Origin of the sequence: Brooklawnia sp. (genome assembly GCF_049651565.1) — a bacterium.
GTDB lineage: Bacteria > Actinomycetota > Actinomycetes > Propionibacteriales > Propionibacteriaceae > Brooklawnia.
Window position 1 is genome coordinate 1 of the sequence record NZ_JBASCI010000085.1, and the last position, 13,083, is coordinate 13,083.

Below are 13,083 nucleotides of genomic sequence, written 5' to 3' on the forward strand. Positions count from 1 at the left end.
ATACGAAACGTAGGCATTCAGCGCTCGCCTACAAGACCCCCAGACAGGTCCGCGAAGAACACCAAAACACACTCGTAGCAGCGTAAACAAACACAAAATACCTGTCCGGAAACTCCGAGGCCCATCACAACCACGAGGCAACGACCCCACCCAAGCGGGCATCTTGACATGAGGCAACATGATTACGCAACCCGGCTAGACCGCGATCACCACCGGAACGATCATCGGCCGGCTGCGGTAGGTCTTCGACACCCAACGGCCGACCACTCTGCGCACCGTCTGCTGCAACTGGTGGGTGTCGTCGACACCCTCTTCGAGGGCCTGCAGCAGCGCCTGCCGGACGTCGCGGGTCACCGAGTCGAAGATGTGCGGGTCGGTCAGGAAGCCGCGAGCGTTGATGTCGGGGCCCGCGACCAGGCTGCTGGCCCGCAGGTCGACCGCGACGATGATCGAGATGAAGCCCTCCTCGCCCAGGATCCGGCGGTCGGTCAACGAGCTCTCGGTGACGTCGCCCACCGTCGACCCGTCGACGAAGATGTAGGAGGCGTCCACCCGCCCGACCCGTCGCGCCTTGCCCTCGAACAGGTCGATGACGTCGCCGTCCTCGGCCACGATGACCCGGTCGGCGGGCACCCCGGTCGCCTTGGCCAGTTCGGCGTTCGCGACCAGGTGTCGCGCCTCACCATGGACCGGCAGCACGTTGAACGGCTTTACGACGTTGTAGGTGTACAGCAGCTCACCGGCCGAGGCATGTCCGGAGGTGTGCACGAAGGCGTTGCCCTTGTGCACCACGCTGGCGCCGATCCGGGTCAGCCCGTTGATCACCCGGTACACCGCGTTCTCGTTGCCGGGGATCAGCGACGACGCCAGCAGCACCGTGTCGCCCTTGCCGACCTGAACCGTCGGATGCTCGCGGTTGGCCATCCGGGACAGCGCCGACAGGGGTTCACCCTGGGAGCCGGTGGAGATGATGACCACCTCGTTGTCGCGGTAGTCATCGATCTGGGCGAGTTCGATCAGGGTGCCGGCCGGCACCTTCAGGAAGCCCAGCTCCTGGGCCGTGGTCATGTTGCGCACCATCGAGCGTCCGACGTAGACCACCTTGCGGCGGTAGGCGACGGCCAGGTCCATCACCTGCTGCACCCGGTGCACATGGGACGCGAAGCAGGCGACCACCAGCTTCTGCTTCGAGGTGGCGAAGACCCGCTCCAGGGCAGGCTCGACGTCCTTCTCGGGGGCGGTGAAACCGGGCACCTCGGCGTTGGTGGAGTCAGCCATCAGCAGGTCGACACCGGTCAGGGACAGCCGGGCAAAGCCCCGCAGGTCGGTGATCCGGCCATCCAGCGGCAGCTGGTCCATCTTGAAGTCACCGGTGTGCAGCACCGTGCCGGCGGCGGTCTTGATCGCCACCGCCAGCGCGTCCGGGATCGAGTGGTTGACGGCGAAGAACTCCAACTCGAACTCGTCCAGGGCCACGGTGTCGCCCTCGGCCACCTCGTGGTACATGGCGGTGTCGCGGAGCCGGTGCTCGCGCAGCTTGCCGTCGACGAACGCCAGCGTCAGCTTGCTGCCGTACAGCGGAATGTCGCGGCGGCGGCGCAGCAGGTACGGCACCGCCCCGATGTGGTCCTCGTGGCCGTGGGTCAACACCAGCCCGACCACGTCGTCGAGGCGGTCATCGAGCTGGTCGAGCCCGGGCAGGATCAGGTCGACGCCGGGCTGGTCGTCCTGAGGGAACAGCACCCCACAGTCGACCAGCAGGATCTTGCCGTTGATCTCGAAGGCCGTCATGTTGCGGCCGATATCGCCGAGCCCGCCGAGCGGGATGATCCGCAGGGTGCGGGGCCGGAGCCTGGGCGGGGTCTGGAGTGCGCTCATAACGAGACAACTGTAGCGGGGCCGCCGCGATGGCCGCCTTCGCCTCCCGGGCGTGAAGCAGCGAGGGCCTGGCAGCCGCATAGGATGTCGGGGTGAGTGTCGAACCGAGCGGTGCAGGTCAGCGCCCCGAGAGCGTCCGGTTGGCCATGCCCGCCGAGGCCCTGGCGATCGCCCGGGTGCAGCGGGCCTGGCTGGTCAGCCGCCCGAATCTTGCCGTCCTCGGCGACGAACTGGACGCCACCGAGATGGCGCAGGCCTGGTCGCAGGCGATCACCCGGCCACCGCTGGCCACCTACCGGGTGCTGGTGGCGCTGGATCGCCAGGAGCAGGTGGTGGGGTTCGCGGCCGTCGGACCGAGCGACGACCCGGACGCCGAGTTCAGCGATGCGCTGGTCGCGGAATTCTGCGTCCTGCCCCACCTGTGGGGCCTGGGCCACGAGGACCGGCTGATGCACGCGGTCGCCGACACGCTGCGGGCCGACGGGTTCACCCGCGCCACCTGGTGGGTGCTGGCCGACGACGACCCGACCCGGACGATGCTGGCGGAATCGGGTTGGGACCCGGATGGTGCCCACCAGGAAGTCGGTGTCGACGACGGGCACCTGCGCATCAAGCAGGTGAGGCTGCACACCTCGCTGATGTGAGCCGCCACCTGGACGGTGGCCGGCAGGTTCTCAGGCGATGGCGCTGAGTTGGACGTCGGCACCGTTCAACAGCGCGGCGATGCCGCTCGAGTCCAGCTCCAGGCCCTGGTAGGACAACCCCTCGAACTGCGGCAGCTGCATCGTCGGGGCGAGCAGCTCGACGGCCGGTTGGACGACCTGTTGCGGCAGTCGGGCGCCGGCCGCGGACGCGGTGGCGTTGCTGAGGACCAGCCGGCCATCGGGCTGCACGCCCAGATCGGCCTGGAGCTCGGCCACCGCTACCACACCCAGCGCCTCCACCGAGGTCCGGGCGGAGATCCGGTCGCCTTCGACATGGCTGATCGGGAACCCCAGCAGGGTGGACAGCTCGCCCCACGTCATCAGGGCGCGGGCGTCCAGGCGCTCGGCCCGGGTCTGGTCGAAGTCATCGATCGGGGCCAGCCCGACCGCGGTCAGATCGATGTGCTCAATGGTGGCGAAGCGGTCCTGAACGGGCACGGTCACCCGGTCGATGGTGATCCGGGCGTCCTCAACCCGACCGGTTAGCTGGCTGGCGAGGAACGGCCAGCCACCCAGCTCGGTGGTTACCTCGCCACCGAACTGAGCTGCCACGGTTTCGCTGACCCGTTGCTCGACGCGCCGGCGCACCAGGTGGTCGACCACCACCAGGGCGGCGACCAGTCCCACCAGCAGGAGGACAACTCCCAGCACCCGCCCGAACGACCGCACCGTCAGATCCCCAGCAGCTCGTTGATGCCAATGGTCAGGCCGGCTCGGTGCGGCACCGCGCGGACGGCGGTCAGGATGCCGGGCAGGTAGCTGCTGCGGTGGAACGAGTCGTCCCGGATGGTGAGCATCTCACCCGGGTTGCCGAGCACCACCTCCTGGTGGGCGAACAGTCCCTGCAGCCGCACCGAGTGGACGTGCACCCCGTCGATGACCGAGCCGCGGGCGCCGTCCTGCTCGTGCAGGGTGGCGTCCGGCATCGGCGGGCAGTCGGCCTCCGACCGGGCGGCGGCGATGGCACGGGCGGTGGTGGCCGCGGTGCCGGATGGGGCGTCCACCTTGCCGGGGTGGTGCAGTTCGATGACCTCGGCCGACGCGAAGAACGGTGCCGCCTTGGTCGCGAAGTGCACCATCAGCACCGCGGCGATAGAGAAGTTCGGGGCGATCACCACGTTGACCCCCGGCCGGGCCCTCAACCAGGATCTGACCAGGTTGTACTTGGCCGGGGTGAAGCCGGTGGTGCCGACCACGGCGTGGACACCGTGCTCGACGCACCACGCTATGTTGTCCATCACCGCATCGGGATGGGTGAAGTCGATGACCACCTCGGCCCGTTCGACCTGGCTGCGGTCATCACCGGCGTCGACGGCGGCGACCAGTTCGAGATCGTCGGCCTGCTGAACTGCCTGGCAGATCTCCTGCCCCATCCGTCCGTTCGACCCGAAGACCGCCACCCTGATCATCGCCACAACCTCTCCGTATGTCCTGTCGGTCCAACATTAGTGGGCGCAGGCCGGACGCAGACGTCAAAGCGGCCCGCAGGCGATCGCCCACGAGCCGCTCCGACAGGTTGCCTATCAGGCCTGCGTCTTGTCCTCGTCCTTGTCCTCGGTCACCGGGATCAGGGACAGCTTGCCGCGGTCGTCGATGTCGCTGATCTCCACCTGCAGCTTCTGGCCGACGCTGACCACGTCCTCGACGTTCTCCACCCGCTGGCCATTGTTGAGCTGACGCATCTTGGAGATGTGCAGCAGGCCGTCCTTGCCGGGCAGCAGCGAGACGAACGCGCCGAAGGTGGTGAGCTTGACCACCGTGCCCAGGTAGCGCTCGCCCTTCTCAGGCATGGTCGGGTTGGCGATGGCGTTGATCATCTGCCGGGCGGCCTCGGCGGCCTCTCCGCTGCTGGCCCCGACGAAGATGGTGCCGTCCTCCTCGATGGAGATGTTGGCGCCGCTGTCGTCCTGGATCTGGTTGATCACCTTGCCCTTGGGACCGATCACCTCGCCGATCTTGTCGACCGGGATGTGCAGGGTGATGATCCGCGGGGCGAACTGGTTCATCTCGTCGGGGGTGTCGATCGCCTCGTTCATGACCGCCAGGATGGTGTGGCGGGCGTCCCGTGCCTGCAGCAGCGCGGACGCCAGCACGTCGGACGGGATGCCGTCCAGCTTGGTGTCCAGCTGCAGGGCGGTGATGAAGTCGGCGGTGCCGGCGACCTTGAAGTCCATGTCGCCCAGCGCGTCCTCGGCACCCAGGATGTCGGTCAGCGCCAGGTAACGGGTCTCACCTTCCTCGTCGGCCTCGCTCATCAGGCCCATCGCGATGCCGGCCACCTGGGCCCGCAGCGGGACGCCGGCGTTCAGCAGGCCGAGGCTGGACGCACACACCGAACCCATCGAGGTGGAACCGTTCGAGCCGATGGCCTCGGAGACCTGACGGATCGCGTACGGGAACTCCTCGCGTCCGGGCAGCACCGGGATGATGGCGCGCTCGGCGAGCGCACCGTGGCCGACCTCGCGACGCTTGGGGGAGCCGACCCGGCCGGTCTCACCGGTGGAGTACGGCGGCATGTCATACTGGTGCATGTAGCGCTTCGAGGTGACCCAGCTGAGGGTGTCGAGCTTCTGCTCCATGTCCAGCATGTTGAGGGTGGTGACGCCCAGCACCTGGGTCTCACCGCGCTGGAACAGCGACGAACCGTGCACCCGCGGGATGATGCCGACCTGCGACGACAACGGACGGATGTCCTTCGGGCCGCGGCCGTCGATACGAATCCCCTCGCGCAGCACCCGGCCGCGGACGATCTTCTTCTGCAGGGCCTTGAACGCCCCGGCGATCTCGCCCTCCCGGCCCTCGAAGGCCTGGGCCAACTGGTCGAAGACCCGGGCCCGCAGTTCCTTCTCCGACGACACCCGCTCGCCCTTGTCGGCGATCTGCATGATGCGGTCGAGCTCATCCTTGGCGAGCACCGACACCTGGTCGTAGACGTCGTCCTCGTACTCGGTGAAGACCGGGTACGGGTAGGGCTCCTTGCTGATCTGCTGGGCGAGCTCGACCTGGGCGTCGCACAGCACCTTGATGAACGGCTTGGCCGCCTCGATCCCGCCCGCCACGACCTCTTCAGTGGGGGCGGTCCGGCCCGCCCGGACCAGGTCCCAGGTGGCCTCGGTGCCGCCGGCCTCGACCATCATGATCGCGACGTCCCCGCCGGCCAGCACCCGCCCGGCGACCACCATGGAGAAGACCGATGCGGCCTCCTGTTCCACGGTCGGGAAGCAGACCCACTGGTCGTCCAGCAGCGCGATGCGGACACCGCCGATCGGCCCGTGGAATGGCAGCCCAGCGATCTGAGTCGACATCGAGGCCGCGTTGATGGCCACCACGTCGTACTCGACCTGCGGGTTCAGCGCCAGCACCGTGACCACGACCTGCACCTCGTTGCGCAGCCCCTTGATGAAGGCGGGGCGCAGCGGCCGGTCGATCAGTCGGCAGGCCAGGATTGCGTTCTCGCTGGGGCGCCCCTCGCGGCGGAAGAACGAGCCGGGAATACGCCCGACGGCGTACATCTTCTCCTCCACGTCGACGGTAAGCGGGAAGAAGTCGATCGACTCCCGTGGGCTCTTCTGCGCAGTGGTCGCCGACAGCAACATGGTGTCGCCGTCCAGGTAGACCGCCGCCGAGCCGTCGGCCTGCTGGGCCAACACACCGGCCTCGAAACGCACGACATGCTTGCCGTAGCTGCCGTTGTCGATGATGGCCTCGGTGAACTTGAGGTTCTCACCCTCCATTGAATTGTCCTCTCTGCATGCGGACGCTGCGTCCGCGGCTGTGGACGCCAGACGTTCAGCGTCCCGGGCTGGCGCAGGAGGAGTCTGGCCCGGACTGCCGGTCTTCGATCGAGGTGAGCGGGAGGCGGCTTGCGTCCGCCCGCTGACCACTACCGAGGACCAACAACCATCGATCGTCCTCGCGCCAGGTTGGCCCCACTTTGGGGCATTTGTTGACTTGTAACTCGTTCCATCATGCCGGGATTGGCCAGGCGATGCACAATCTCGCGCGGTTCCCGGCGGTACCTCGCTGGGTACCAAATGAGGGAGCAGCCCACCGGCCGCTCCCCCACCGATTGCTCCGTCGATCATCGACGCAGACCCAGCCGCTCGATCAACTTGCGGTAGTGCTGGATGTCTTCCTTGGCCACGTAGTTGAGCAGCCGGCGACGCTGGCCGACCAGCAGCATCAAGCCGCGGCGGCTGTGGTGATCGCCCTTGTGCACCTTCAGGTGCTCGGTGAGGTGCGAGATTCGCTTGGTGAGCAGCGCGATCTGGACGTCCGGGGAGCCGGTGTCGCCAGGATGGATGGCGTACTCTTCGATGATCTTCTTCTTGGTTTCAGCGTCCATGACGTGCCGACCTTTCCAGACTTGTTGCGCGGCGCCCCCGGTGCGGGATTGCGGTGGGAGCTCTTACCGGGCCGCGGCCGATCCAACGGCAACCTTGGCAGACTAGCACGGCGGTCATCCGGGAGGCGAACCCGCTGCAGCGGCCGGGGTTTACCGACCCGCCGGGTAGGGCGTCAGTTCCCTGCCAGCAGCCGGCGGGTATTCGCCACGTCGGTGGCCATCTGGGCCACCAGTTCGTCAACCGAGGCGAACCTGACCTGACCGCGCAGGTGATGGACGAACTCGACAGCCACCTCGACGCCGTACAGGTCGAGGTCGGTTCGGTCCAGGACGTAGGACTCGACGCGTCGCTCGATGCCGTCGAACGTCGGATTGGTGCCGACGCTGATCGCGGCCGGCAGCCGGGGCGCGTCCGGCTCGTCGAGGCGACGCAACCAGCCGGCGTAAACCCCGTCGGCCGGTACCGCCATCTCGGCGGCGACCGGCATGTTGGCGGTCGGGTAGCCGAGCTTGCGCCCGCGCTGGTCGCCCATGATCACCACGCCACGGACCCGGAACGGGCGGCCCAGGTGCCTGGCGGCGGTGGCCACGTCACCCTTCTTCAGAGCGTTGCGCACCAGAGTGGAACAGGTCTGCTCGGAGTCGACGCTGGCCAGGTCCAGCACCTCGACCGCGAACCGGCCCTCACCTACCTGCCGCATGGTCTGCGGAGTACCGCTGGCGCGGTGGCCGAAGGTGAAGTTCCGTCCGACCACCACCAGCGCCGGTTCCAGCGGACCCAGAATGGTCTCGATGAACTGCTCGGGCGACCAGCCGGCCACCTCCCTGGTGAACTGCACAACGCGAACCTGGTCGGCGCCGTAGCGGCGAAGCAGGTCGATCCGATCGGCCAGCGTGGTGAGCAACTGGGGCATCCGGTCGGGTGGGGCGACGACGCTCATCGGGTGCGGCCAGAAGGTGACCACGATGACCGGCAGTGGCCGGCCGTCGGCCCCCAGCTCGGCGGCCCGCTCGACCGCGGTGGCAAGCAGCTTCTGGTGCCCGGCGTGCACCCCATCGAAGTTGCCGATGGCCACCACACTGCGTGTCATACCTGCTCCTGCCGTTGCTGGGGTGAACCCCGACCGCGCACCAGCATAACCGCGACCGGTGGCATCGCCCCACTCGATGCCGGCTGCCGGATGTGGGGCTGCTGGGCTACCTTGGCAGGCGTGGAAACGATCGCGTCGACTGCGGTGATCTTCGTGCTGATCATGGACCCGTTGGGCAACGTGCCGCTTTTCCTGGCGGCGCTTCGGCACACCGAGGCCCATCGTCGGCGGCTGGTCGTGGTTCGTGAGCTGTTCATCGCGTTGGCGGTGATGCTGCTCTTCCTGTTCGCGGGCAACTGGATCATGGACCTGTTCCACGTCGGTTCGCCGGCACTGACCGTCGCCGGTGGGGTGATCCTGATGCTGATCGCGCTGCGAATGATCTTCCCGACGCCGGAGAGGACGCTGCGCGAGGCCGTCCCGGTCGACGAGCCGTTCATCGTCCCGCTCGCGGTGCCGTACCTGGCCGGTCCGTCGTTGATCGCGATGGAGATCGTGCTGGTCTCCGGTGACCCCGATTCGCTGCCCTACTACCTGATCGCGCTGGTGCTGGCGTGGCTGGTGAGCGCGGTGGTGCTGTACTTCAGCCAGGGCCTGCACCGGGTGCTGGGTGAGAAGACCCTGGTGGCGATCGAACGGCTGATGGGGATGGTGCTGGTCATCGTCGCAACCCAGATGACCCTGGACGGGGTCGCGGCCTACTTCGGTCTGCTGTCCTGACCGGTGCGGCTACGTACCCTTGGGGTATGTGCCGCAACATCCGCCCGTTGAACAACTTCGGGCCGCCGGCCACCGCCGCCGAGGTGCTTCCCGGTCGCCTGCTGACCAGCGGCGGGCGGTCAGCCGAACTCAGGCGGCCGCCGCTCGCCGAACGCCGCCAGGCCTTCGGCGAAGTCTGGGCCGGCCGCGCAGGCCCGCTGCAGCGCCACCTCCTGGGCGAGGTGCTGCTCGAAGCCGGCGAACTGGGCCTGCCAGATCTGCTGCTTGAAGGCGGCGAACGCGGCCTGCGAACCCGTCAACAGGACGCCGATCAGGTCCACCGTGGCCTGGCTGAGGTCGTCGCCCGGCACCACCGCGGTGATCAGCCCCAGCCGGTGGGCGTCGATGGCGGTCAACTCCCGGCCGGTGGCGAACAGCTCGGTGGCACGGACGTGACCGAGCGTCCGGGCCAGCACGAAGCCGACCCCGGTGTCGCAGGCCAGTCCGACCTTGGCGAACGCGGTCATGAACCTGGTGTCCTCGGAGGCGACACAGAAGTCGGACAACAACGCCAGTCCCAGTCCGGCGCCGGCCGCCGATCGGTGCACCGAGGCCACCACCGGTTTGGCGGTGGTGCGGATCAGCATCGCGATGCGTCCCAGCGTGTCGACGAACCCGGCCATTCCCGGGTCGCCGCGGCCCAGTCCGGCTGCCAGCTCTGCCAGGTCACCGCCGGCGCAGAATGCCCGGCCGGCACCACTCAACAGGATGACCCGAACCTCGTCGTCGGCGCCGGCGGCCTGCAGCGCCTGTACCAGTTCGGTTGCCATCACCGGGCCGATCGCGTTGAACCGATCAGGGTTGTTCAGGGTCACGTGGGCGATCCGGCCGGACACCGAGTAGGTCAACTGTGAGGGGTCCATCGGCCAAGCGTAGACCTGGTCTCGCTGCCAGCGTGGCAGGGCTGTTCAGCAGAACACGGCGATCGGCCGGGAGCCGTCCTGATCCGGCCGGTACAGAGCCAGCAGGTCACCGGCCGGGCCGATCACGCCGGTGATTCCGGCCGGTACCGGAACCGGCAGCGGTCGGCCGTGCGAGACGTCGCGCGCGGCGTCGACGTCCACCTGGATGCAGGGGAAGCTTCGGGCTGCCGCCGCGGCCATCGTCATCAGCGGGGTGGCTGCGGTCAGCGCGTGGAGCTCCAGCGCGTCGGCCAGGGTGTACTGGCCGATGCGGGTGCGCCGCAGCATCGTCAGGTGTCCGCCCACCCCGAGGGCTGCACCGAGGTCGCGGGCCAGCGCCCGGACGTAGGTGCCCGACGAGCACTCCACCTCGACCTGGGCGTCGAGGTGCGGGCCCGCCGGTGCCAGGTCGGTCAGGTGGAACCGGCTGACCGTCACCGAACGCTCGGGCAGCTGCACGTCCTGCCCGGCTCGGGTCAGGGCGTAGGCGCGCTTACCGTCGACCTTGATCGCCGAGACCGAACTGGGTCGCTGCATGATCGCACCTCGCAGCGACGACATCGCCACCTCCACCTGTGATCGGTCCAGGCCGGACGCGTCAGCGCCGCCGACAAGCTGCCCCTCGGCGTCGTCGGTGCTGGTAGCTGCTCCCAGCCGGATGGTTGCCCGGTAGGACTTGTCGTGCAGGGCGAGGTGGCCGAGCAGCCGGGTGGCACGGTTCAGCCCGATGATCAGGACCCCGGTCGCCATCGGGTCCAGGGTGCCGGCGTGGCCCACCTTGCGGGTCTGGAAGACCCGGCGGACCCGGGCCACCACCTGGTGGGAGGTCAGGCCGGCCGGCTTGTCGATGACCACCAACCCGGGTCGGTCCACCCGGCGCTCACTGCTGCTCGTCGTCGTCAACCGGTTTGCGGTAGGGGTCGGGCTCACCGGCGAACTGGGCGCCGGCCCGGCGGCTGGCCAGCTCGGCGTCCTCGGACTGAACGCGGGCCAGCAGTTCCTCCATGTCGGCCGCCGCCTTCTCGGTGGCGTCCAGCATGAACGTCAGCGACGGGGTGAACTTCAACCCCAGCCGCTGGCCGATGGTGCTGCGCAGCAGGCCCTTGGCGGATTCGAGCGCGGCCGCGGTGTCGGTCACCCCACCCTCGGCGTCGGCCTCGCGGCCGTCCAGCGAACGGCCGAGGTCGGTGTAGAAGATCGTCGCCTCGCGGCCGTCACCGGTTAGTCGTACGTCGGTGATCGTCACGAAGCCGAGCCGCGGGTCCTTGACGCGACGCTCCAGCATCTGCGCCACGATCTTGCGGATCTGGTCCTCGAGCTTGGCGATGCGTGGACTGCTCATGGGTTCTCCCTGGTTTTCGGTGCGGGCGGAGCACCACGATGGCACTCCGCCCGCTTGTCGAGGTGGGGTTGCGACCGATCAGGCGATCAGTCGCGGGCCTTCTCGACCATTTCGTAGGTCTCGATCACGTCACCGATCTGGATGTCGTTGTAGTTGGCCAACGTCATGCCGCACTCGAAGCCCTCGCGGACCTCGGTGACGTCATCCTTCTCGCGCCGCAACGAGGCGATCGAGGTCTCGGCGACCACGACGCCGTCGCGCAGCAGGCGAGCCTTCGCGTTGCGGCGGATGTGGCCGTCGGTGACCATGCAACCGGCGATGTTGCCGAACTTGGAGCTGCGGAAGATCTCGCGGATCTCCGCGGTACCTTGCGTCCTCTCCTCGTAGATCGGCTTGAGCATGCCCTTGAGCGCGGCCTCGATCTCGTCGATCGCGTCGTAGATGACCGAGTAGTACCGGATGTCCACGCCTTCCTGGTCGGCCATCCGGGCGGCCTGGACGGTCGGGCGGACGTTGAAGCCGACGATCACCGCGTGCGGTGTGGACGCCGCAGCCAACGAGACGTTGGCCTCGGTGATGGCACCGACGCCGCGGTCGATGACGCGCAGGCTGACCTCGTCGCTGACCTCGATCTTCGCCAGGGCATCCTCGAGGGCCTCGACCGAACCGGCACCGTCACCCTTCAGGATCAGGGTCAGCTCGCTGGTCTCGCCCTTCTGCAGCTGCTCGAACAGCTCCTCGAGGGTCTTGCGACGCGAGGACGCGGCCTGCTGCGCGGCACGCCGCATGGCGTCCCGCTTCGCGGCCACCTGACGGGCCACCCGGTCGTCCTCGACGACCAGGAAGCTGTCGCCGGCGCCCGGCACGCTGGTCAGTCCGAGCACCTGCACCGGCATGGACGGCGGCGCCTCGTCGATGGTCTCACCGATGTCGTTGATCATCGCCCGCACCCGGCCGTGCGCCGAACCGGCGACGATCGAGTCGCCCCGGCGCAGCGTGCCGCGCTGGATCAGCACGGTGGCAACCGGGCCGCGGCCCTGGTCGAGGTGCGCCTCGATGGCAACGCCCTGGGCGTCCATCGTCGGGTTGGCGCGCAGGTCGAGCGCAGCGTCCGCGGTCAGGATGATCGCCTCCAGCAGGTCATCCAGACCCTGCCGGGTTACCGCCGAGACGTCGACGAACATGGTATCGCCGCCGTACTCCTCGGGGGTCAGGCCGAACTCCATCAGCTGGCCACGCACCTTCGCCGGGTCGGAGTCGGGCTTGTCGACCTTGTTCACCGCGACCACGATCGGCACATCGGCCGCCTTGGCGTGGTTCAACGCCTCGACCGTCTGCGGCATCACACCGTCGTCGGCCGCCACCACGAGCACCGCGATGTCGGTCGACTTGGCGCCACGGGCACGCATGGCGGTGAACGCCTCGTGACCCGGGGTGTCGATGAAGGTGATGTCACGCTCCTCGCCGTCCACCTCGGTCGCGATCTGATAGGCGCCGATCGACTGGGTGATGCCACCGGCTTCCTTGGCCTGTACGTTGGTGTGCCGCAGCGCGTCCAGCAGCTTGGTCTTGCCGTGGTCGACGTGGCCCATGACGGTGACCACCGGCGGACGGGACTCCAGGTCCTCCTCGCCGCCGACGTCCTCACCGAACTCCAGGTCGAACTTCTCCAACAGCTCGCGGTCCTCGTCCTCCGGGCTGACCACCTGGATGCGATAGTTCAACTCGTTGCCGAGGATCTCGAGGGTCTCATCGGGCACCGACTGGGTGGCGGTGATCATCTCGCCCAGGTTGAACAGCACCTGCACCAACTGCGCCGGCTCGGCGTTGATCTTCTCGGCGAGATCGGTCAGCGACGCCCCCCGGCGCAGCCGGATGGTCTGCCCGTCGCCCTGCTTGATGCGGACACCACCAATGGTGGGCGCCTGCATCTCGTCGAATTCCTGGCGACGCTGCTTGCGCGACTTGCGGCCACGACGGCTGGTGCCGGCGCGCCCGAAGGCACCCTGGGTGCCGCCACGGCCACCACGACCACGGCCGCCTGGGCCACCCGGGCCACCGG

General features: G+C 68.3%; 12 protein-coding genes. 2 read left to right on the forward strand and 10 right to left on the reverse strand.

The features are described from left to right. Positions 1-195 precede the first annotated feature (195 nt). A complete protein-coding gene (locus WBL05_RS04050) occupies positions 196-1,878 on the reverse strand; it encodes a ribonuclease J (protein WP_424223918.1) in 1,683 nt (560 codons plus the stop codon). Positions 1,879-1,970: 92 nt separating this feature from the next. On the opposite strand from WBL05_RS04050, the gene WBL05_RS04055 reads away from it, so the two are divergent. Beyond that, the gene (locus WBL05_RS04055) at positions 1,971-2,522 is read left to right on the forward strand and encodes an N-acetyltransferase family protein (RefSeq protein WP_424223920.1); all 552 of its coding nucleotides are present in this window, start codon (positions 1,971-1,973) and stop codon (positions 2,520-2,522) included. 30 nt (positions 2,523-2,552) lie between these two features. Here the strand turns inward: WBL05_RS04055 and WBL05_RS04060 are convergent, their stop codons facing one another. The 5 genes from WBL05_RS04060 to WBL05_RS04080 form a co-directional block, all read right to left on the reverse strand. After that, positions 2,553-3,251, reverse strand: coding sequence for an LmeA family phospholipid-binding protein (locus WBL05_RS04060; RefSeq protein WP_424223922.1), 699 nt, complete (start codon positions 3,249-3,251; stop codon positions 2,553-2,555). A 2-nt stretch (positions 3,252-3,253) separates the two neighbouring features. Continuing rightward, positions 3,254-3,991, reverse strand: a complete 738-nt coding sequence (gene dapB / locus WBL05_RS04065; protein ID WP_424223924.1) for a 4-hydroxy-tetrahydrodipicolinate reductase — start codon at positions 3,989-3,991, stop codon at positions 3,254-3,256. 114 nt (positions 3,992-4,105) lie between these two features. After that, positions 4,106-6,316, reverse strand: coding sequence for a polyribonucleotide nucleotidyltransferase (locus tag WBL05_RS04070; protein WP_424223926.1), 2,211 nt, complete (start codon positions 6,314-6,316; stop codon positions 4,106-4,108). A gap of 347 nt (positions 6,317-6,663) precedes the next feature. Further along, a complete protein-coding gene (gene rpsO, locus WBL05_RS04075) occupies positions 6,664-6,927 on the reverse strand; it encodes a 30S ribosomal protein S15 (RefSeq protein ID WP_424223928.1) in 264 nt (87 codons plus the stop codon). A gap of 173 nt (positions 6,928-7,100) precedes the next feature. After that, complete coding sequence (locus tag WBL05_RS04080; protein WP_424223930.1) at positions 7,101-8,018, reverse strand: bifunctional riboflavin kinase/FAD synthetase; 918 nt, start codon at positions 8,016-8,018, stop codon at positions 7,101-7,103. A 120-nt stretch (positions 8,019-8,138) separates the two neighbouring features. On the opposite strand from WBL05_RS04080, the gene WBL05_RS04085 reads away from it, so the two are divergent. Continuing rightward, positions 8,139-8,738, forward strand: a complete 600-nt coding sequence (locus WBL05_RS04085; RefSeq protein WP_424223932.1) for a MarC family protein — start codon at positions 8,139-8,141, stop codon at positions 8,736-8,738. Between the two features lie 119 nt (positions 8,739-8,857). Here the strand turns inward: WBL05_RS04085 and WBL05_RS04090 are convergent, their stop codons facing one another. The 4 genes from WBL05_RS04090 to infB form a co-directional block, all read right to left on the reverse strand. After that, complete coding sequence (locus WBL05_RS04090) at positions 8,858-9,640, reverse strand: enoyl-CoA hydratase/isomerase family protein (protein ID WP_424223934.1); 783 nt, start codon at positions 9,638-9,640, stop codon at positions 8,858-8,860. A 45-nt stretch (positions 9,641-9,685) separates the two neighbouring features. After that, the gene (truB, locus tag WBL05_RS04095) at positions 9,686-10,582 is read right to left on the reverse strand and encodes a tRNA pseudouridine(55) synthase TruB (protein WP_424223935.1); all 897 of its coding nucleotides are present in this window, start codon (positions 10,580-10,582) and stop codon (positions 9,686-9,688) included. Beyond that, positions 10,560-11,021 carry a 30S ribosome-binding factor RbfA gene (rbfA, locus tag WBL05_RS04100; protein WP_424223937.1) on the reverse strand — a complete coding sequence of 154 codons (462 nt, stop codon included), beginning with the start codon at positions 11,019-11,021 and terminating at the stop codon, positions 10,560-10,562. Before rbfA ends, truB begins: the two co-directional genes overlap by 23 nt. An 86-nt stretch (positions 11,022-11,107) precedes the next feature. Beyond that, positions 11,108-13,083 (reverse strand): translation initiation factor IF-2 (gene infB, locus WBL05_RS04105; RefSeq protein ID WP_424223939.1); only part of this gene is annotated, 1,976 nt, incomplete at its 5' end.

What these genes read in the sequence shown, in the direction of transcription:
- WBL05_RS04050 (WP_424223918.1), bottom strand. Translation starts at nt 1,878, where the DNA reads ATGAGCGCACTCCAGACCCCGCCCAGGCTCCGGCCCCGCACCCTGCGG.
- dapB (WP_424223924.1), bottom strand. Translation starts at nt 3,991, where the DNA reads ATGATCAGGGTGGCGGTCTTCGGGTCGAACGGACGGATGGGGCAGGAG.
- WBL05_RS04070 (WP_424223926.1), bottom strand. Translation starts at nt 6,316, where the DNA reads ATGGAGGGTGAGAACCTCAAGTTCACCGAGGCCATCATCGACAACGGC.
- rpsO (WP_424223928.1), bottom strand. Translation starts at nt 6,927, where the DNA reads ATGGACGCTGAAACCAAGAAGAAGATCATCGAAGAGTACGCCATCCAT.
- WBL05_RS04080 (WP_424223930.1), bottom strand. Translation starts at nt 8,018, where the DNA reads ATGACACGCAGTGTGGTGGCCATCGGCAACTTCGATGGGGTGCACGCC.
- WBL05_RS04090 (WP_424223934.1), bottom strand. Translation starts at nt 9,640, where the DNA reads ATGGACCCCTCACAGTTGACCTACTCGGTGTCCGGCCGGATCGCCCAC.
- rbfA (WP_424223937.1), bottom strand. Translation starts at nt 11,021, where the DNA reads ATGAGCAGTCCACGCATCGCCAAGCTCGAGGACCAGATCCGCAAGATC.